A 20,014-nucleotide genomic window follows, 5' to 3' on the forward strand; every position below is an offset into this window, starting at 1 on the left:
GGTGTGAATTTCATATCTGGGGTAGAAGAACGCCGTTACGCAGCAAGAACCCTGACAGATCACCATATCTTCTGCACCAGTACCGTCACGAAACGCTCGCTCGGCGGCTATCCACTTGGCGTGCGATCCGCATCATGGACGACCATAGGGATGCGGAACCACACGTGACCACGTTGAAAGGAGGCGTCCATGGGATCGGTGCGCAAGGCGAGTGCCTGGCTGGGACTCGTCGAGGACAACGACGAGCGCTACTACGACGACGAGTACGCCGAGACTGCCGAGAACGGCGACGCCTGGGTGACCGACCCACGGGTGCGGGTCGCCTCCGAGAGCGCCCACCAGGAGGGCCGCCGGATCGCCACGGTGTCGCCCGACGGCTTCCGCGACGCCCGCACGATCGGCGAGCTGTTCCGCGACGGCGTCCCGGTCATCATGAACCTCACGGCCATGGAGCCCGACGACGCCAAGCGCGTGGTGGACTTCGCGGCCGGGCTCACCTTCGGACTGCGCGGCTCCATCGAGCGCGTGGCCACCCGCGTCTTCCTGCTGACGCCCGCGGACACGCTGATCGTCACCGCCGAGCACGGCGGCCGCGACCAGGACGGCTTCTTCAACCAGAGTTGACGGCCGGGCCGCTCACCGGAAGGCGTCGAGCCCGGTGAGCGCCTTGCCGAGCACCAGCTGGTGCATCTCGACCGTGCCCTCGTAGGTGAGCACCGACTCCAGGTTGGTGGCGTGCCGCATCACGGGGTACTCCAGGGAGATCCCGTTGGCGCCGAGGATCGTCCGCGCCGTGCGGCAGATCTCGATCGCCTCCCGTACGTTGTTCAGCTTGCCGAAGCTGACCTGCTCCGGGCGCAGCCGCCCCGCGTCCATCCGCCGCCCCAGGTGGTGGGCGAGCAGGACGCCCTTGTGCAGCTCCACCGCCATGTCGGCCAGCTTGGCCTGGGTGAGCTGGAAGCCGCCGATGGGCCGCCCGAACTGCTCCCGCGTCCGCGCGTAGTCGAGCGCCGCCTCGAAGGAGGCCCGCGCCGCGCCCATGGCGCCCCACACGATCCCGTACCGGGCGTGCGACAGGCAGCCGAGGGGGCCCTTCAGACCGGTCACACCGGGCAGCACCGCGTCGGCGGGCAGCCGTACGCCGTCCATCACCAGCTCGCTGGTGACGCTGGCGCGCAGCGACCACTTGTGGCGGATCTCCGGCGCGGAGAAGCCCGGCGCGTCGGTCGGCACGACGAAGCCGCGCATCCCCTCGTCCGTCTGCGCCCAGACGACGGCCACCCCGGCGACCGAGCCGTTGGTGATCCACATCTTGCGGCCGGTGAGCACCCAGTCCGCGCCGTCCCGCTTGGCGTGGGTGCGCAGGGCGGCCGGGTCCGAGCCGTGGTCGGGCTCGGTGAGGCCGAAGCAGCCGATCGTCTCGCCCGCCGCCATGGACGGCAGCCACCGCCGCTTCTGCTCCTCGGAGCCGTACCTCCAGATCGCGTACATGGCGAGCGAGCCCTGCACGGAGACGAGGGAGCGGATGCCGGAGTCGGCGGCCTCCAGCTCCAGGCAGGCCAGCCCGTACTGGACGGCGCTCGCCCCGGCGCAGCCGTACCCCTCCAGGGACATGCCGAGGGCGCCGATCGCGCCCAGCTCGCGGGCGAGCTCCCGGATGACGGGCAGCTCGCCCTTCTCGTACCACTCGGCGACGTGCGGCAGCACCCGCTCGGCCGCCCAGGCACGCACCGTGTCGCGGACGGCGAGGTCCTCGGGGGCGAGCAGGTCGTCCAGGCCGAGCGGGTCGGCCGGGTCGAACGGCGGGAGCTTCGAGGGTGCGGGCATACGGGCCTCCGGCGGCTGGCTCACCAGGGATACGGCGGGGTGGGGCTGCTGATCGTCGACTGGGCGCGACGTTACGGCTCAGTGCGCCGCGCGTCCAGAGCCGGCCGGCTCCGCGGGGGCGCACCGCAGGGCCTTCGGCGCGGCGCCGGGGCCGCCGCCCGCGTCCGGCGCGCCGTGCGCCCCGCGCGGGTCGTGCGCCTCGCGCGGCACGGGGACGGTGAGGCCGCCGGGCCCGGAGCGGCCCGCCCCGCCCGGCCGGTCCTCGCCGCGCCGGCCGGCGCCGCGGTCCCGCCCGTCCGCGCCCCCGGGGCCTCCACCGGCCGGGCCCGTCGTCTCGTCGCCGTCCCCGTCGGCGGTCTGCGGGTCCATCACGCGGGGCAGGCGCAGCGCCATGGCCGCGCCCGCGAGCAGGAGGGCGGCGCTGACCACCAGGGTCACGTGCAGCCCGTGGACGAAGGCGTGGCGGGCCGCGTGGTACAGCGCGTCGCCGGCCGCGCCGCCGAGCCGCGCCGCGACCTGGTACGCCTCGCCCAGCGAGTTGGCCGCCGCCCGGCCCGCCTCGGCGGGGACACCGGGCACGCCGGTGAGGCCGGGGGCGTAGGCGGCGTTCATGACGCTGCCGAGCAGGGCGATGCCCATGCCGGCGCCGAGCTGGTAGGACGTCTCGCCGATGGCCGCCGCGCCGCCGGCGCTGTGCGCGGGCGCCTCGCTGAGCATCGACTCGTAGGCCGCGAAGAGCGTGGTCTGCAGGCCGAAGCCGAGCAGGACGAAGCCGGCGGTCAGCAGCAGCGGGCGGTCGTGCTGGCCCATCAGGACCAGCAGCAGCACGGACCCGGCGGTCAGCACGAACCCGCCGGAGACCATCCGGCGCGGCCCGAGCCGGGCCAGGGTGTACGAGCCGGTGGCGCCGGCCGCCATCGCGGCGAAGGTCAGCGGCAGCAGCCTCAGCCCGGTCTCGAGCGGGCTCAGCCCCAGCACGAGCTGGAGGTACTGGACGGCGATCAGCTCCAGGCCGACCAGGGCCAGCATGGCGAGCACGATGCAGCCGACGGACGTGGTGAACGCGGCCCGCGAGAACAGCCGCATGTCGATGAGCGGGTGGGCGTGGCGCCGCTGCCGCCGCACGAACAGCACGAGCAGCACGGCGCCGGCGAGGAGCGGGCCCAGCGTGGCGGCGCTCAGCACGGGGTCGCCCGCGCCGGTCCGCTTCACGCCCAGGACGACGCCGAGGACGCCGGCGGCGGCCATCAGCGCGCCGAGCACGTCCCACGGGCCGTCGCCGTCGCCCCGCGACTCGGGCAGCAGCCACCGGCCGGCGGGCAGGATCAGCGCCATCAGCGGGATGTTGATCAGGAAGACCGAGCCCCACCAGAAGTGCTCGACCAGGAAGCCGCCGAGCACGGGCCCGGTGGCCGCGCCTATCGCGGCGACGGCCGTCCATATGCCGATGGCCGTGGCCCGCTCCCGCCGGTCGGGGAAGACCGCGCGGAGGAGGGAGAGCGTGGCCGGCATGATCATGGCGCCGCCGACGCCGAGGAGCACCCGGGCGGCGATGAGCACCGCCGGGGTGTCGGCCAGCGCGGCCACGGCGGACGCCACGCCGAAGAGGGCGTAGCCGGCGAGCAGGACGCGCCGTCTGCCCACCCGGTCGCCGAGCGTGCCGAAGAGGATCAGCAGCGAGGCGCAGACGAGGGGGTAGGCGTCCACGATCCAGAGCAGGGCGGTGGAGCTGGGCCGGAGGTCCTCGGTGACCGCGGGGACGGCGACGTGGAGGACGGTCGCGTCCAGGGCGACCAGCAGCAGACTCACACAGAGGACGAACAGGACGACCCAGCGGTTGGCACCGCCGCCGGCTGCGCGCGGACGCGCCTCGGCCGTGGTCGTTCCCGACATGTAGATACCTCCCGCGTGGAACGAACTCTCGCGCTCGGCGGGCGCCGGCCGGGGAAGGGGACGTTTCCGCGGGGCGGCCCGGCGTCTGGCGGTCCCCCTGGCCGAAGGCGGTCGGCCCGGTCGGGGGCGGGCGAGCGAGACGTCAGCCTACGTGACGCGGGGCGGGTGGTGGGTGGTCGATCTCTCACCAGGACGCACCCGGACGTGTGGCGTACGCCACGCCCCGCGGGGGCGGCGCGACACGCCGGGACCACCCGAACGGCGTACGAATTTCGGACGGAGAGAAGTGGCGCGGCTATTCCGCGGACCGGCGAGGAGGCTTACGGAAGAAGGTCTCCGGGCATTAGGACCGGTTGGCTCCGCGGTTTATGCATAAGCATCGGATAAACGGCGGCCGAGACCCACTCCACATCACATCGTCATCACAAAGAGACCGGAACGGCCTGACCGGTCGCTCACTCCCTGTAACGTCGATTGGGTGCGTACCGACATCTTTGCCCGACTGGACCGGGAGCCGGAACCGCCGAAGATAGAGATCCCGCGGATGAGCCGCACGCGTCTCGCCCTCTTCGGCGGGACCTCCGTGTTCTACCTGGCGATCGTCGTGGCCGTGCTGGCGTCGACGTGGCTGGTGCTCATCGACTGGAAGGTCATGCTGTTCCGGCCCTACCAGCAGTGGCCCGAGCTGCACGCGCCGCTCGACTACTTCGTGGTGCTCGGCCAGCGCGGCCCGACGGCGGTGATGGTGGCGGCCTGGCTCGGCTGGCGGTCGTGGCGGCAGCACACGCTGCGCCCGCTGCTCGTCCTGGGCACGGCGCTGCTGCTGCTCAACGTCACGGTGGGTGCCGTCAAGATCGGCCTGGGCCGGCTCGGCCCGCATTACGCGACGCAGATCGGCTCCGCCGAGCTGTTCGCGGGCGGCGATATATTCCCGTCCGGGCACACCGCGAACGCCGTGGTGACCTGGGGCATCCTGTCCTATCTGGCCACCACGCCACGGGCGCGCCGCCATCTGTCCGCGCTCTCCGCCGTGGTCGCGCTCGGGGTCGGCCTCACCACGGTCTACCTGGGCACGCACTGGCTGAGCGACGTGCTGCTGGGCTGGGCCGCCGGTCTGCTGATCCTGCTGGGTCTGCCGTGGTGCGAGCCGCTGATCGGGCGGGCCGAGGCCGCGATCCTCGCGGTCCGGGACCGGGTGCGCGACCGGCTGCGGGAGCCCCGCACGGCGCCCGTGGCGCCCGTGGCGCCCGTGGCGCCGCTCCCGGCCGCGGGGCCGCTGCCCGCGGTGGCGCTGCGGCACGCGGAGGGGCTGGAGGAGCCGGTGCGCGAGGCGTCGGGCGCGGCGCCCGGCGGGACGGCGGGCACCGGCGCCGGGGCCCACACCCCGAGCATCCGCACGACGCTGTCCCAGCCGCGTACGCACGCGGTCCTGCGCTCGGAGCGGACGCCGGTCAGCCCCGCGGGGAGCCGGAGACCGCCGCGCTCCCGCCCGGCCACGGGCGGCTGAGCCGCCGCCGCGCGGCGGGAGGGGCCCCGGCCGGGAGAACCGGCCGGGGCCCCTCCATGTGCGCCGCCGGGCCTCGGCCCGGTCCCGTCACGCGCGCCGCCGGACCTCAGCCCACCCAGCAGCGGACGACGACGTGGTCGCGGACCTCGAAGTTGATCCGGCCCTCCAGGTACTCCAGCGTGATGATCGCGCCGGGCGGCAGGGCGCGCACGGTGGTCCAGCCGCGGGAGCGGGCCCGGCGCTCGGCCTCCCGGTCGTCGAGGCCGACGTAGGCCTCGGGTTCGCCGGGTCCGCCGGGTCCGGAGGGGGGTGCGGGGGGTGTGGGAGGTATCGGTGCCATGGCCTCACCGTAGGGGGGTCTACACGGGCGTCGCCATCCGGCGTGTACGCGCTCTGTCACATGTATGTCACAGCGAACCGACCGTCCGCCGCCGAACGGCCTATTCCCCCGGACGGGCGCGGAGCGGGGCCGGCGACCGCCCGGACCAGGGCCTTCCGCAGCCAATTCCCGACGCGGGAGACGCCCGTATCCGGCGGTTCGCGAATTTCCTCGAACGGCCTCACCCGAACGCCGTCCGGCACGTTTGATTCACCGGCCCTCCACATGATTTCCGCATGTCCCGACGGCGTGAACGGCGGCGATAGCGGAAGGCGGCCGGGAGCATCGGGGGACGGCGTCGGCAACGGCGGGAGCCGCTACGGAGGGGCAGTGATGGGCATCGACACCGTCCGGCCGGAGACCGCCGGACGACCGCGGGGCCGGCGGCGCGGCCGGGTCGTCGTGGACTGGCTGACCACCACCGACCACAAGAGGATCGGCCACCTCTACCTGATCACGTCCTTCGCCTTCTTCCTCGTCGCCGGGGTGCTCGCGCTGCTGATGCGGGCGGAGCTGGCCCGGCCGGGCCTCCAGCTGATCAGCAACGACCAGTACAACCAGGCGTTCACCCTGCACGGCACGATCATGCTGCTGCTGTTCGCGACGCCGACCTTCGCCGGGTTCGCCAACGAGATCGTGCCGCTCCAGATCGGCGCCCCGGACGTGGCCTTCCCCCGGCTGAACATGCTGTCCTACTGGCTGTTCCTGTTCGGCGGCCTCATCGTGCTCGGTTCGCTGCTGGTGCCGACCGGGGCGGCGAGCTTCGGCTGGTTCGCGTACGCCCCGCTGAACTCGCGGGTCCACTCCCCGGGGATCGGCGCCGACCTGTGGATCATGGGCCTGGCGCTGTCCGGGTTCGGCACGATCCTCGGCTCGGTCAACTTCCTGGCGACGATCATCGGCATGCGGGCGCCGGGGATGACGATGTTCCGGATGCCGATCTTCACCTGGAACGTGCTCTTCACCTCGGTGCTGGTGCTGATCGCCTTCCCCGTGCTGGCGGCGGCGCTGCTGGTGCTGGAGGCCGACCGGCGGTTCGGGTCGCTGGTGTTCGCCCCGCAGTACGGCGGGGCGCTGCTGTGGCAGCACCTGTTCTGGTTCTTCGGGCACCCGGAGGTGTACATCATCGCGCTGCCGTTCTTCGGCATCGTCACCGAGATCATCCCGGTCTTCTCCCGCAAGCCGATCTTCGGGTACCTGACGCTGGTCGCCGCGACGATGGCCATCACCGGGCTGTCGGTGGTGGTGTGGGCGCACCACATGTTCGCCACCGGAGCCGTGCTGCTGCCCTTCTTCTCGCTCCTGTCCTTCCTGATCGCCGTGCCGACCGGGGTGAAGTTCTTCAACTGGACGGGGACCATGCTGCGGGGGTCGCTCAGCTTCGAGACGCCGATGCTGTGGGCGATCGGCTTCCTCGTGTCGTTCCTGTTCGGCGGGCTGACCGGGGTGCTCCTGGCCTCTCCCCCGCTGGACTTCCACGTCACCGACTCGTACTTCGTCGTCGGCCACTTCCACTACGTGGTGTTCGGCACGGTGGTCTTCGCGATGTTCGCCGGCTTCCACTTCTGGTGGCCCAAGTTCACCGGGCGGATGCTGGACGAGCGGCTGGGCCGGATCCACTTCTGGACCCTCTTCGCCGGCTTCCACCTGACGTTCCTGGTGCACCACTGGCTGGGCGCGGAGGGCATGCCCCGCCGGTACGCCGACTACCTGGCCGCCGACGGCTTCACCGCCCTCAACACGGTGTCCACCATCGGCTCGTTCCTGCTGGGCGCCTCCACGCTGCCGTTCCTCTACAACGTGTGGAGGACCGCCCGGTACGCGCCGAAGGTGGACACCGACGACCCGTGGGGATACGGGCGGTCGCTGGAGTGGGCCACCTCCTGCCCGCCGCCCCGGCACAACTTCCGCGCGATCCCGGTCGTCCGGTCGGAGTCCCCGGCGTTCGACCTGCACCACCCGCGGTACGCGACGTACCAGCGCCCGCAGCGGGACGCCCCGGCGGACCCGGCCGAGCGGCCGAGCGGTCCGGGGCGCGGCCCCGGCGGCGTCGAACCGGGCTGACCCGGCGCCGGCCCTCCCGCGCCCCGCCCCGCCCCGGCGCGGAGGGGGCCGCCGCCGGGGCCGATCGGTCCCGTGCCGCCCGGGGCGGCCCGGTGGGCGCCCTACGCCACCGGGACGACCCGGACGCAGAGCTCGTTGTCCGCGCTGTAGCAGGGCGCCGCCCGGAATCCGTCGCCCTCCGACTCGGGGTACACGAACACGTTCCGGCGGTCCCATACGTCGTCGAGGAGCCTCGCCACCCGCACCGGCTCCGCTCCGGCGGCGGGCCGCAGCCACAGCTGCCACAGCCGCTGCCCGTCCGGCCGGGGCTCGGCGAGCGGCCCGTACGGCAGGGTGAAGGCGAACGCCCCGTCCTCGCCGCCCTCCACGGGCGCCTGCCGCACCTCGCGGCCCCAGCGGGCCTCGGCCACCGCGCCCTCGCCGAGCTCCGCCCCGTACAGCAGCCCCTCGACCGTGCAGCCGCCCCCGCCGAACGTCAGGTCCCCGGCCTCCGCGTGCCGGGGGCGCAGCCAGGCGCGCACGGCGAGGTGCCCGTCCGCCGCCGGGTACGGGACGCGCGCCCCGACCGGCCTCGAGCGGTCGGGCCGCCGGTCGACCAGGGCCCGCACGTCGCGGACGCCGGGCCGCACCGGGCGGCCGGCGACACTCACGTCCCAGTGGCCCTCGGCCAGCTCCACGGTGCTCGGCAGGACCGCGCGGACCCGGCCCTCGCCGGCCGGGGTGAGCGGCAGCCGCACCTCGTCGGCCGGGGCGGCGCCGCGGCGGCTCAGCACGAGGACCGGCTCGGCCGCGCCGCCCGAGTCGTGTCCCGCTATGTCGAAGGTGACGCCGCCCGCCGCGTCCGCGACGCAGTCGGCGCGGGGGTCGGCGAGATGGGTCGAGCCCGTGGTCCCGGTCATGCGGGCTTCCCCTTCCGGAGGACGTCGGCGGCCCTGTAGCGGGCCGTGTACGCGAGGTCGAGCACGGCTCCCCGCGCCCGGTGGAGGGCGTCCCTGCCCCGGCCGCGCGAGCCGGCGCCGCCGCCGCGGGCGACCAGCTCGGCGTAGAGCGCCTCGTGCCGCTCCGCGATCCGCACCGGGTCGAAACGGCTCGACGCCTCCAGCGCGGCCCGCCCGTAGCGGCGGCGCAGGTCGTCGTCCTGGATGAGCGCGAGCAGCGCCCCGGCGACGGCGTCCGCGTCGCCCGGGGGGACGAGCCGGCCGTCGACGCCGTCCTCGATGATCTCGCGGGGGCCGTGTGGGCAGTCGGTGGAGACCACCGGCAGGCCGCAGCGCATCGCCTCCACGATGGTCATGCCGAACGCCTCCAGGCGGGAGGTGACGGCGGCGACGGAGCCCTTGACCCACTCGGGCTCCAGGGGGTTGGCCGGGCCCATCAGGTAGACGTGGTTGTGCAGCCCGTGGCGCTCGACGAGCGCGCGCAGGGCGCCGCGCTCGTTGCCGGTGGCGTCGCCGGAGCCGTAGATCCGCAGCCGCCAGTCGGGGCGGGCGGCGACGACCTTCGCGAACGCCTCGACCAGCAGGTCGTACCGCTTGACCTTGGTGAGCCGGCCGGCGGCGACGACCCACTTGGCGGTGGAGTCGGCCGGTTCGACGGCCGGAGCGGGGACGCTGTTGGGGACGGCGGCGATCCGGACGCCGGGCAGCCTGAGCCGGGTGCGGTACGAGCGGGCGTCGGCCTCGGTGACGGTGGTGACGGCGTCGAGCAGCGGGTAGCGGAAGCCGATCTCGCGGCGCAGCCGGTAGCCGTGGCTGTCGAGGGTCAGGTGCTCCTGGCCGACGCGGACGGGGCCGCGGCGGGTCTGCCGGGCGATGTGCACGTTGAGGCCGGGGCGGGTGCCGACGACGACGTCGGCCTCCACCGTCCGCAGGTGCGCGGCGATCCGCGCGTCGGTGAGGCGGCTGTACTGCTTCCAGCGGCCGTCGCCGCGCGGGAAGACCTGCGCGGGCCGCCCGTAGTCGGGGTGGTCGCCGTCGTAGCCGGGGCTGTGCTTGCGCAGGTCGACGAGGTGCTTCATGGTCACCCCGGCCGGGGCGCCGAGGGTGGGCTCGTCCCGGTGGCGGAAGACGGACACGATGTCGACGTCGTGGCGGGCGGCGAGCGCCTCGGCGAGGTTGAAGGTCGTGCGGATGGTGCCGCCGATCCCGTACGCGTTGTGGAGCAGGAAGGAGATGTGCATCGCGTGGCCGGGTCCCCCAGGTCGATAGGTCGTCAGATGTGGACTGTACTAAGCCTTCACGGGCGGTAGCCGAGCTGGGGCACGGTGGCGCAGTTGTCGTTCATGTCGCCCTGGGTGACCCAGCCCTCGCCGTCCTTCCAGCGGGCCACGGACAGGCAGGCGCGGCGGGTGGCCGGCGGCCGTTCGAGGCGCTCGAACCGCACGGGCAGCAGCAGCCCGTCCGCGGTGTACGGCTCGGGGCGCTCGACATAGCGCTCGACGCAGGCGCGGGTGAGGCCGCGGGGCCCGCCGGCGAGGCAGGAGCGCGCCGCGTCGGTGAACCACATGGCGGCGGCCCACCCCTCCAGCTGCCACTGCGAGCGGATCGCCACGCCCTCGGCGTGGGCGTCCATGGCGGCGCGGAACGCGCGCACGGCCGGGTGGGAGGTGTCGTCGTGGTTGCGGCTGGAGCCGGTCGCCCAGAGGGCGTTGCGGCAGCGCGGGGCCTTCGCGTAGGCGTCGGGGACGGTGGAGTCCCAGTTCTGCGCGTGGGTGACCTTGGCGGTGGGGATCGCGCCGGCCGCGTCCATCGCCTCGCACAGCCGGGCGTTGCCGTGGCCGTCGAGGGCGTCGAGGACGAGGTCGGGGCGGCGGGCGCGCAGGTCGGCGGCGACGGCCCGGAAGTTGGGCAGGGCGAAGTCGACCTGCTCCTCGAAGACCTGGTACCCCTCGGCCCGCAGGCCGCGGCTGACGAGGCGGGCGTACGCGGCGGAGGACGGCTGGTTGTAGGAGACCACGGCGGCGGTGCGGGCGCCGTGGACCTGCTTGAAGTAGCGGTAGACCTCGGTACCGCCGTACAGGACGCCGTTCCAGCCCGGCCGGTCCCCGGTGCGGGGCGCGGAGCTGCCGTAGATCCCGTACAGGTGGGGGTAGGTGTCGTAAGCGGGTCCGATGGGCTGGCCGCCGATGTCGGGGACCTCGGCGCGCGAGACGCGGGAGGCGGCGGCGTAGTCGAGGGCCGTGGTGGCGACCAGGGCGAACACCCGCTTCTCCTCGACGAGTTCGGTGACGCAGGTGTGGTTGCCGGCGCCGCTGCCGCCGTCGTCGCAGGTGACCGGTTCGACGCGGCGGCCGTCGATCCCGCCGCGGGCGTTGAGCGCGGCGAAGTAGGCCAGGGCGCCGTCGCGCGGCCCGGTGAGGGCGTCCCCGCCGACGGGGCTGGTGGCGCTGGCGATGACGCCGACGCGGATCGGCGGCCCGGCGGCGTCCGGCGCGGCGGTGCCGGACGGGCCGGTGGACGGCGCGGTGGTGCCCGGTGCGGTGGGGGGCCGGGTGGTGAAGTCCCGCTCGGGCAGCCGGCTGCCGCAGGCGGCGCTCAGCGCGAGGAGGAGCGCGAGCGCCGACCGGAGGGCGAGGTCAGCAGCCCGGCACATCCGCGTCGCCGCTGAGCTTCACCAGCGCGCACAGGGTGTTGCGGGAGACCTTCCAGATGTCGTCCTGGAGCACGGAGGTGCCCTTGGAGTCGGGCAGGGCGGTCTGGCTGCCGACGACCAGGTCGTAGGTGACGTCGGCCTGCGTGGCCGAGGTGAAGGCGACCGCCTTGACGCGGGCGGCGGACTGGGAGGCGTTGGGGTTCTGCGCGAAGGCCTCCAGCACGGGGCGCAGCTGCTCGCCGTTCTCCAGGAGGGCGACCCGCTCCTCGGTGGAGGTCTGGGGGTCGAAGAACTCCTCCCAGTTCTCGCGGACCTCGCCCTCCGCCTCCTGCGGGTCGGCGGGGGCGGTACCGGTCGCCGTGGGCGACCCGGTGGGCGAGCCCGTGGGGGAACCGGTGGGCGAGGCGGGGGTCCCGGCCTCGGAGGTCGTCTGGATGTCGGGGGACTGGGGGCCGACGCTCGCGTCGTCACCGTCGCCGCAGGCGGCCGCGAGCGGGGCGAGGGCGAGGAGGGCGGCCGTCGCCAGCGCTGCGGTGCGCGTGCGGGCCCTGCGGGGGGTCGCGTGGACCATCTGGGTCACCACCGGGGTCTCAGACTGCACAGGAAAAGGACATTCACCGGCATAGTGCAAGGAATCACTATGTGCCGCCAGCGGAGTAGCGCGAAGGGGTCCGGATGCCGCGACTGCTGTGGTGGGGCGGGCTGACCGCGCTCGCCGTGGGCGCCGTCCTGTGCGTGCTGGGCTGGTACGGCGCGTCGGGCGAGCACGTGGCGGAGCGCCAGCTCCCGTACCTGGCCTCCGGCACGGTGCCGGGCGCCGCCCTGGTCGTGGCGGGCGCGGTCTGGACCGCAGCCGCCCTGGCGTCGCGGGGGTGGGGCGGGGACGGGGGCGGGGCGTGGGGGCGGGGCGGGGGCGCGGTGGGGGGCCTGGGCGCGGGCGAGGGCGGGAGCTCGGGCGGGGCAGGGGCACCCGGCGGAGGGGCGGGGGGCGGGGAGCCGTACGGGTCCGCCTTCCGCCCCGTCTCCGCCGCGCCACCCGTACGGGTGCCGGACGGCACGCTCGCCCACCGCCCCGACTGCCCCCTGGTGGCCGCCCGGCCGGACGCCGTCCCGGCGGGCGACGCCCCGCTGGCCCCGTGCCCGGTGTGCGAGCCGGACGGGGGCGGCGGGGCGGTCGGGACCGGCGGGGAGGCCGGCGAGGCCGGGGGTGCCGCCGGGGAGGCCCGGGAGGCCGGGGGCGGGGCCGCCGAGGACGGGCGCGGGGGCGGAGGCCGGGACGGGAGCAGCGGGGACACCGGGGGCGGGGGCCCGGCCCCGGACGGTGGCGGCGGGGGCTCGGGCGGGGGCGGGGCCGGGCGGTCGTGAACTCGCTGACGTACGAGCTGTTCCTCGCCGGGCTCGCGGTCGGCAGCGCCGCCGCGCTCACCGGCGTGGGGCTGATCGTCACGTACCGGGCGACGGGCGTGCTGAACCTGGCGCACGGCGCGGTCGCCATGGTCTGCGCCTACGTGCTGCGCCAGCTCGTGGTCGAGTGGGGCTGGCCGCTCGGGCCCGCCGCGTGCGTGACGCTGCTGCTGGTCGCCCCGGCGATCGGGTTCGCGCTCGACCGGGTGGTCTTCCGGCCGGCCGCGCTGGCGGACGCCGGGCCGGCGCGGACCCTGGTGGCGTCCATCGGGGTGTTCGTCCTGCTCGTGGGCGGCGCCGCGCTGCTGTGGGGCGGCGGGGCGCGGGACGACGCGCCGGTGCTGCTGGGCGACGACCCGTGGGCGCAGGTGGCGGTCGCCGTCTCGGTGGCGTGCGCGGTGGGCGCGGTGACCCGGTGGACGCGGCTGGGGCGCGAGCTGCGGGCCGTGGTGGACGACCGGGAGCTCGCGGCGCTGGGCGGGATCGCGGCCGACCGGGTCGCGGCGGCGGGCTGGGCGTTCGGGTCGTTCACCGCGGGCCTGACCGGGGTGCTGCTGGCGCCGGTCGTGCGGCTGGACCCGTACGGGCTGCCGCTGCTCGTCCTGGAGGTCATCGCCGTGGCCGTGGCGGCGCGGATGCGGAGCCTGCCGGTCGCGGTCGGGACGGCGCTGGCCATCGGGGTGGCCCAGGCGCAGATGACCCGGTTCCACCCGGAAGGCTGGGCGGGGCCGCTGGTGCGGGCGGTCGGCGCGAACCTGTTCGTGGTCGCCCTGCTGGTGGCCGCGCTGGCGGTGCCCGCCGTGGACGCGGGCGGGCGGGACGTGCTGCCGCGCGGCACGACGGCGGGCGCGCGGGTGCCGCCCGCGCTGTGGGTGTGCGTGGCGGTGCTGCTCGCCCTGCCGCTGGGCTTCGCGGGCCCGGACCTGCGCACGTCGGTGCAGGTGCCCGCGCTGGCCGTGGTGCTGCTGTCGCTGGTGGTGGTGACCGGCCGCAGCGGCCAGATCTCCCTGGGGCAGGCGGGGTACGCGGGGCTGGGCGCTCTGTTCACGGCGCTCCTGGCGGCGGGCCGGCTGCCGGGCCTCCCGCGGCTGCCGGAACTGGCGGCGCTGGCCGCCGCGGTGGTGCTGGTCGCGCCGCTGGGGCTGCTCACCGGCTGGCCGGCGATCAGGCGGCGCGGGCCCGCCCTCGCTCTGGTGACGCTGGCGGTGGGCGTGGCGGTGAGCCGGTTCGTCCTGGCGCAGCCGTACGCGACGGCGGGGCTGGAGGTGGAGCGGCCCGCCGGGTTCCTGACGGACCGCCGGTACTACCTGCTGGAGCTGGCCGTCCTGGCGGCGGCGCTGGTGGCCGTCGCGGCGCTGCGCGCGGGCCGTACGGGCAGGGCCATGGCGGCGCTGCGGGACCACGAGGCGGGTGCGGCGGCGGCCGGGGTGCCGGTGCCCGCGCTGAAGGTCCTGGCCTTCGTGGCGGGCGCGGCCCTGGCGGCGCTGGGCGGCGGACTGCTGAGCATGTCCGTACGGGCGTTCGACGCCGCGGCGTTCGACCCGGTGCGGGCGCTGCTGTGGTTCGCGGCGGTCCTGGTGCTGGGCGCGGACAGCCTGCTGGCGCCGCTGCTGGCGGCGGCGCTGCTGGTCGGGCTGGACGCGGGCGCGCGGGGCGGGGCGGCCGCGGCGGTGATCGGCCTGCTGGCGGCCCTGACGGCCCGCGTCCCGCCCCTGGCGGCCCTCCTCGCCCGGCCACCGCGCCACCCCGTGCCGCCGGACGGGGCGGGCCGGGCGGCGCCGGGCGAGGCGGAGGCGCGCACCCCCGTGCGGGGCGGCCCGGGTGGCCCGGACGGGCGCCCGGCCACGGGTGCGGCGGCCCCGGAAGGCGCGAAGGGCACGGACGGCGGTGTGCCGGACGCGGGTGGCGCGTCCGGCCCCGGCCGCACGCCTGGTGCGGATGGCCCGCGCCGTGCGGGCCGTACCCCCGGGGCGGGCAGCAGCGCAGGGACGCCTGGTGCGGGCGGACCGGGCGGCGGCACGGGCGGCACGGGCGCCGCCACCGGCCGCGCCCGCCCCCCTGCCGGGCCGCAGGGCGCGGCCCCGGTGCGGCTGGAGGCGCGGGGGCTGCGGGTGCGGTACGGCGGGGTGACCGCGCTGGACGGGGTGGACCTGTCGCTCGTACCCGGACGGGTGACCGCGCTCGTGGGGCCGAACGGGGCCGGGAAGAGCACCCTGTTCCACTGCCTCGCCGGCACCGTCCGCCCGGTCGCCGGCCGGGTCACGCTCGACGGCGCCGACATCACCCGCCGGCCCGCCCACGCCCGTACCCGGCTCGGCATCGCCCGGACGTTCCAGGAGCCCGCCGTCTTCGCCTCCCTGACCGTCGAGGAGAACGTCCGCCTCGGCGCCGAGCGGGGCCGCCTCCGCGACGCCCCGGACGCCACCACCGGGCAGGTCCTGCGCCTGCTGGACCTCGACGGGCCCGTGCGGCACCGCCCCGCCGCCGGGCTGCCGACGGGCGTGCTGCGCCGGACCGAGCTGGGCCGCGCCCTCGCGGGGCGCCCCCACACGCTGCTGCTGGACGAGCCCGCCGCGGGCCTGGACGACGCCGAGGCCGCCGCGCTCGCCCGGATCCTCGCCGCGCTGGCCGCCGACGGCACGGCCGTCCTGGTCGTCGAGCACGACCTGGACCTGGTCGCCGGTATCGCCCACACCGTCCACGTCATGCGGGCCGGGAGGATCGTGTCGTGAGCGTCGAGATGGAGCTGTGCGGCGTACGCGTCCGGTACGGGCCCCTGGAGGCGCTGCACGGCGTGGACCTGCCGGTCCCGGCCGGCACGGCGACCGTGCTGCTCGGCCGCAACGGCTCGGGCCGCACGACCGTGCTGCGCGCCCTCGCCGGGGCGGTGCGCCCGTCGGCGGGGCGGGTCCTGTGGCGCGGCGCCGACGTGACGCGGCTGCCCGCGCACCTGCGGGCCCGCCGGGGGCTGTGCTTCGTACCGGACCGGCGCGCCGTGTACACGACGCTGACCGTCGCGGAGAACCTGCGGCTCGCCGGGGACGCCGGGGCCGCCCTCGACGCGTACCCGGAGCTGCGGCCCCTCCTGTCCCGCCGGGCGGGGACGCTGTCGGGCGGCGAGCGGCGGATGCTGGCCGTCTCGCGGGCGCTGGCGCGGCCGCGGCCGCCGCGGGTGGTGCTCGTGGACGAACCGGCGCTCGGCATGTCCCCGGCGGTGGCGGCGCGCACGTACGCCCTGCTCGGCGCGTTGTGCGCACGGGGCACGGCGCTCGTCACGGCGGAGCAGCGCCTGCCGGGCGGGCTGCCGCGCGGCACGCTGGTTCACGAACTGCGGCGCGGGTCGGTCGTGTTCAGCGGCGAGGCCGCGGAGGCGGCCGTGCGGCGGCCAGGAGGGCCTACGGGAGGAGCAGCAGCCGGCCGGGCAGGATGAGGTCGGGGTCGGCGCCGACGGCGTCCCGGTTCGCCTCGTACAGGGCCTGCCAGCCGCCCTCGACGCCGAACCGCCGGGCCACCGCGCTCAGCGAGTCGCCCGGCTCGACCGTGTGGTGGCGGCCCGCCAGACCGTACCGGCGGGAGCAGGTGGGCCAGGCGCTCCAGCCCTGCCGGCGCAGCACGTCCCGCGCGACGGCGATCTGCTGGTCGCGGGTCGCCAGGCCGGCGCGGGGCGCGTACGCGAGGCCGCCGTACTCCTCCCAGGTGGACGGCTTGAACTGCAGCCCGCCGTGGAAGCCGTTGCCGGTGTCCGCGTCCCACCGGCCGCCGCTCTCGCACAGGGCGACACACCCCCAGGGCCAGTCACCGGGGCAGTCGGCCGGGGTCGCCGCGACGAGCCCCCGCCCGGTCGCGGCCTCCGGCTGCGGCGCCGGTACGAGGACGAGGGCGCCGGCCAGGACGGGCCCGAGGAGCGCGGCGCGCGCGGTCAGGGCGGGGGCGCCGCCCCGAGCGGCCCCGGCACGGGAGGATCTCGGCGGCTTGGGCATCGCGCCACGCTAGGCACGCGGCCGCGCCGCCCCCGTACGCCGCCCCGGCCCGCCGCGCCCCCGCGCACCGATCCCACCCGGTCGGCGGACCCGCCCCGCCACCGCCGGCCCCACGGCCGCGCCGCCCGGCCCACGCCCCGGCCCCACACCACCCGGCCCGATCCCCACACGTCCGATCCCGCCGCCCGGCACCACCCGGCCCGGCCGCCCCGCACCACCCGGCACCTCCCGCCGGCACCGCATCGCACCACCCGCCGGCACCGGAGACGCACCGCCCGACGGCACCGGCGACGGGCCGCCCGGGGCGACGCCCGGCCGAAGCGCCACCGCCACCGCGCCGCCCCCTCCGCGCCCCGCCACCACCCGGCCGCCCGCCCCTCCCCCTCACCCGCTCGGGCGCACCGCCCCGCCGGCGCCGCGGGGCGGATTGGGGCGTGACCCCGTCCGGGACTCGCCCGTTGAACTCTTCATGAGATGGGCCGGGAGCCTCCCGGCACCGCACGCACCAACGAGTCCGAGGAGCCCCCCGTGCCGCGCATGCTCGACGTCAGCGAGGACGTACGCGCCGAGATCGGCGACGACGAAGCCGACCGGCTGCTCGCCGGCGAGAACGCCCCGGGCAGCTACGACTGCACCTCCTGCCGCACCCCGGGCGACCCCGAGCAGGAACGCACCAGCACCGTGCTGTTCGTCGGCGACGAGACCGCCGTCCTCGCCTTCGCCCACGCCACCTGCATCCCCTCCCAGGTCGTCCGGGTCGCCGAGGAGCAGCTCCAGGGCGCCGTCCGGTCGATCACCGGCGAGGAGCGGCGGCCGGCCGCGCCGGCGCAGGTCCCGGCGGGCCCCCAGCAGGCCGTCCTGGGCGTGACCAGCGGCCTGGTCGCCATCGACGGCGAGCTGCACCCCGCGCTCGTCGTGGAGCCGACCGCGCCGATCGCCCGCCCCGGCTCGTACGGCACGGAGGACGAGTTCCTGCCGCTCCTCGTCGAGCAGGGCTTCACCCCGGTCCCCGACCTGTCGGCGAAGCCTCCGGCGCTCGGCGGCTGGTCGGTGCTGCTCGCGGTGGGGCAGCTGCACGCGATCCTCCAGCCGAGCCCGGTCGGCGGCCAGCAGGTCGCCTGGTGGCAGGCGCACCAGCCGCTGCAGGTCACCGACGGCTGGCGCACGGCCGCCAACAAGTCGCAGACCGTGCTGGTCTTCGCCGCGCCCGTCGGCTCCATCGGCCAGCAGCCCCGCGAGGACCTGATGCGCGACGCGCTGGAGAAGGCCGCGGCCAACGGCAGGCTGGTCGCCGCCGCCATGCCGCTCGCCGGCACGTCCTGATGGGCTCGTGGCTGCCGGCCCGGTGGAAGGCGAATTCCCCGGGCGGGCCGCATCCCCCGGGCGGCGGGGTCGTTGGCCCCTACGTGCAGCACTCATACGAGCCGCCCCGCCCGCCGTACCAGCACATCCCCGCCATGCGCCCGGCGCAGGACGGGCTGTCCTACTCGGCCACGCCGATCTACGACGCGCTGTACTCCGAGTACCGCCGGTCGTTCCGGGCGCTGCCCGGCGACCGCAGCGGCGAGGAGGACCTGACGTTCCGGGCGTTCGGCGCCCTGCCGCCGGCCCGCCCCGGCGACGCCGGCCACGGGGGCGGCGCCGCCCCGACGACGGGCCACACCACCGGCACCCACGGCTACGGGCAGGGCTGGCAGGCGCAGCAGTACGGGGGGTACGCGGCGGCCCGCCCGCACGGCGGCCCCGCCCACGCGGCCCTGCCCCCGGCGCCCCGCCGGGGACGCTGAGACGGCGGCGGGGCCGGAGGGACGATCGCGTCCCTCCGGCCCCGCCGCCGTGGTGGGGCTACTTCTTGCGGCCGCGCTTCTCGCGGACCCGGACCGAGATGTGGATCGGCGTGCCCTCGAAGCCGAACTCCTCGCGCAGGCGGCGCTCCACGAAGCGCCGGTAGCCGTGCTCCAGGAAGCCGGAGGCGAACAGCACGAACCGGGGCGGCTTCGTGCCGGCCTGCGTGCCGAAGAGGATGCGGGGCTGCTTGCCGCCCCGGATCGGGTGCGGGTGGGCGGCGACCAGCTCGCCGAGGAAGGCGTTGAGGCGGCCCGTCGGGACGCGGGTCTCCCAGCCGGCGAGGGCGGTCTCGATCGCCGGGACCAGCCTGTCCATGTGGCGGCCGGTGCGGGCGGAGACGTTCACCCGCGGCGCCCACGAGACCTGCTGCATCTCGGTCTCGATCTCCCGCTCCAGGTAGTAGCGGCGCTCCTCGTCCAGCTCGTCCCACTTGTTGTAGGCGATGACGATCGCGCGGCCCGCCTCGACGGCCATCGTGATGATGCGCTGGTCCTGGACGGAGATGGAGTCGGTCGTGTCGATCAGGACGACCGCCACCTCGGCCTTCTCCACGGCGGCGGCGGTGCGCAGCGACGCGTAGTAGTCCGCGCCCTCCTGGAGGTGGACCTTCTTGCGGATGCCGGCCGTGTCGACGAACTTCCAGGTCTTGCCGCCCAGCTCGATCAGCTCGTCGACGGGGTCGCGGGTGGTGCCGGCGAGCTCGTTGACGACGACCCGCTCCTCGCCCGCGACCTTGTTGAGGAGGGACGACTTGCCGACGTTCGGGCGGCCGATGAGGGCGATGCGGCGCGGGCCGCCCACGGCGGTGCCGAAGGTCTGCTCGGGCGCCTCGGGCAGGGCCTTGAGGACCTCGTCGAGGAGGTCGCCGGTGCCGCGGCCGTGCAGCGCGGAGACGGGGAAGGGCTCGCCGAGGCCCAGGGACCACAGCATCGCGGCGTCGGCCTCGGCGGACGGGCCGTCGACCTTGTTCGCGGCGAGGACGACGGGCTTGCCGGCGCGGCGCAGCAGCTTGACGACGGCCTCGTCGGTGTCGGTGGCGCCCACGGTCGCGTCCACCACGAAGACGACCGCGTCGGCCGCGTCGATCGCGAACTCGGCCTGCGCGGCGACGGACGCGTCGATGCCGAAGACGTCCTGCTCCCAGCCGCCGGTGTCGACCACCTTGAAGCGGCGGCCGGCCCACTCGGCCTCGTAGGTGACGCGGTCGCGGGTGACGCCGGGCCGGTCCTCGACGACGGCCTCGCGGCGGCCGATGATCCGGTTCACCAGGGTCGACTTGCCGACGTTCGGCCGGCCGACGACGGCGAGGACGGGCAGCGGGCCGTGCCCGGCCTCCTCGATCGCGCCCTCGACCTCATCGGCGTCGAAGCCCTCTCCGGCGGCGAGCTCCATGAACTCCGCGTACTCGGCGTCGCCAAGTGCCCCGTGGTCGTGCTGGTCGTTCATGAAGTCCGTTCCTCGTGCTTTCGTGGTGGTCGGTGGGTGTCCGGCCGGGGCCGGGCCCACTACTCAAGAGTGTCG

Annotated in this window: 17 protein-coding genes; 8 read left to right on the forward strand and 9 right to left on the reverse strand. The window is 75.9% G+C overall.

Annotated features, from left to right (window positions below):
• The first annotated feature begins 189 nt into the window (after positions 1-189).
• Positions 190-624, forward strand: a complete 435-nt coding sequence (locus CP974_RS05030) for a cell division protein SepF (protein ID WP_031136684.1) — start codon at positions 190-192, stop codon at positions 622-624.
• 12 nt (positions 625-636) lie between these two features.
• Here CP974_RS05030 and CP974_RS05035 read toward each other — a convergent pair whose 3' ends face one another.
• Together CP974_RS05035 and CP974_RS05040 are read right to left on the reverse strand one after the other, a co-directional pair.
• The gene (locus CP974_RS05035; protein WP_031136683.1) at positions 637-1,827 is read right to left on the reverse strand and encodes an acyl-CoA dehydrogenase family protein; all 1,191 of its coding nucleotides are present in this window, start codon (positions 1,825-1,827) and stop codon (positions 637-639) included.
• A gap of 78 nt (positions 1,828-1,905) precedes the next feature.
• A complete protein-coding gene (locus tag CP974_RS05040; RefSeq protein WP_069975755.1) occupies positions 1,906-3,720 on the reverse strand; it encodes an MFS transporter in 1,815 nt (604 codons plus the stop codon).
• Between the two features lie 478 nt (positions 3,721-4,198).
• On the opposite strand from CP974_RS05040, the gene CP974_RS05045 reads away from it, so the two are divergent.
• On the forward strand, positions 4,199-5,227 hold the full coding sequence (locus tag CP974_RS05045; RefSeq protein WP_031134454.1) for a phosphatase PAP2 family protein: 1,029 nt from the start codon (positions 4,199-4,201) through the stop codon (positions 5,225-5,227).
• 106 nt (positions 5,228-5,333) lie between these two features.
• Here CP974_RS05045 and CP974_RS05050 read toward each other — a convergent pair whose 3' ends face one another.
• Positions 5,334-5,567, reverse strand: a complete 234-nt coding sequence (locus CP974_RS05050) for an I78 family peptidase inhibitor (protein WP_031134456.1) — start codon at positions 5,565-5,567, stop codon at positions 5,334-5,336.
• A 372-nt stretch (positions 5,568-5,939) separates the two neighbouring features.
• On the opposite strand from CP974_RS05050, the gene ctaD reads away from it, so the two are divergent.
• On the forward strand, positions 5,940-7,670 hold the full coding sequence (gene ctaD, locus CP974_RS05055) for an aa3-type cytochrome oxidase subunit I (protein ID WP_031134458.1): 1,731 nt from the start codon (positions 5,940-5,942) through the stop codon (positions 7,668-7,670).
• Between the two features lie 101 nt (positions 7,671-7,771).
• Here the strand turns inward: ctaD and CP974_RS05060 are convergent, their stop codons facing one another.
• From CP974_RS05060 to CP974_RS05075, 4 genes are read right to left on the reverse strand one after another with little or no spacing between them, the layout of a single operon-like run.
• Entirely contained in the window at positions 7,772-8,569 is a 798-nt protein-coding gene (locus CP974_RS05060; protein ID WP_031134460.1) for a hypothetical protein, read from the reverse strand.
• Complete coding sequence (locus tag CP974_RS05065; protein WP_031134463.1) at positions 8,566-9,849, reverse strand: glycosyltransferase family 4 protein; 1,284 nt, start codon at positions 9,847-9,849, stop codon at positions 8,566-8,568. Before CP974_RS05065 ends, CP974_RS05060 begins: the two co-directional genes overlap by 4 nt.
• A 56-nt stretch (positions 9,850-9,905) precedes the next feature.
• Entirely contained in the window at positions 9,906-11,261 is a 1,356-nt protein-coding gene (locus tag CP974_RS05070; RefSeq protein ID WP_031134465.1) for an ABC transporter substrate-binding protein, read from the reverse strand.
• Positions 11,245-11,862, reverse strand: coding sequence for an MTB12 C-terminal domain-containing protein (locus CP974_RS05075; RefSeq protein WP_176605650.1), 618 nt, complete (start codon positions 11,860-11,862; stop codon positions 11,245-11,247). Before CP974_RS05075 ends, CP974_RS05070 begins: the two co-directional genes overlap by 17 nt.
• A gap of 74 nt (positions 11,863-11,936) precedes the next feature.
• Between CP974_RS05075 and CP974_RS29450 the strand changes: the two genes are divergently transcribed.
• The 3 genes from CP974_RS29450 to CP974_RS05090 are packed head-to-tail and all read left to right on the forward strand — an operon-like array spanning position 11,937 to position 16,095.
• Positions 11,937-12,626, forward strand: a complete 690-nt coding sequence (locus CP974_RS29450; RefSeq protein ID WP_224354500.1) for a hypothetical protein — start codon at positions 11,937-11,939, stop codon at positions 12,624-12,626.
• Positions 12,623-15,397, forward strand: a complete 2,775-nt coding sequence (locus CP974_RS05085; protein WP_031134537.1) for an ABC transporter permease subunit — start codon at positions 12,623-12,625, stop codon at positions 15,395-15,397. Before CP974_RS29450 ends, CP974_RS05085 begins: the two co-directional genes overlap by 4 nt.
• Positions 15,394-16,095: an ATP-binding cassette domain-containing protein gene (locus CP974_RS05090; RefSeq protein WP_037938754.1), complete on the forward strand. Its 702-nt coding sequence runs from the start codon at positions 15,394-15,396 to the stop codon at positions 16,093-16,095. Before CP974_RS05085 ends, CP974_RS05090 begins: the two co-directional genes overlap by 4 nt.
• Here CP974_RS05090 and CP974_RS05095 read toward each other — a convergent pair.
• Positions 16,061-16,645, reverse strand: coding sequence for a LysM peptidoglycan-binding domain-containing protein (locus tag CP974_RS05095; protein ID WP_031134533.1), 585 nt, complete (start codon positions 16,643-16,645; stop codon positions 16,061-16,063). The two genes, CP974_RS05090 and CP974_RS05095, sit on opposite strands and share 35 nt — an antisense overlap.
• Positions 16,646-17,173: 528 nt before the next feature.
• Here CP974_RS05095 and CP974_RS05100 point away from each other — a divergent pair.
• Both CP974_RS05100 and CP974_RS29985 read left to right on the forward strand, forming a co-directional pair.
• Complete coding sequence (locus CP974_RS05100) at positions 17,174-17,968, forward strand: DUF8842 C-terminal domain-containing protein (RefSeq protein WP_031134531.1); 795 nt, start codon at positions 17,174-17,176, stop codon at positions 17,966-17,968.
• A gap of 83 nt (positions 17,969-18,051) precedes the next feature.
• Positions 18,052-18,432: a hypothetical protein gene (locus CP974_RS29985; protein WP_031134529.1), complete on the forward strand. Its 381-nt coding sequence runs from the start codon at positions 18,052-18,054 to the stop codon at positions 18,430-18,432.
• Between the two features lie 58 nt (positions 18,433-18,490).
• Here CP974_RS29985 and der read toward each other — a convergent pair whose 3' ends face one another.
• Complete coding sequence (gene der, locus CP974_RS05110; RefSeq protein ID WP_031134528.1) at positions 18,491-19,939, reverse strand: ribosome biogenesis GTPase Der; 1,449 nt, start codon at positions 19,937-19,939, stop codon at positions 18,491-18,493.
• Positions 19,940-20,014 lie beyond the last annotated feature (75 nt).

It is taken from the genome of Streptomyces fradiae ATCC 10745 = DSM 40063 (assembly GCF_008704425.1).
In the GTDB taxonomy this organism is placed as follows: Bacteria; Actinomycetota; Actinomycetes; order Streptomycetales; family Streptomycetaceae; genus Streptomyces; species Streptomyces fradiae.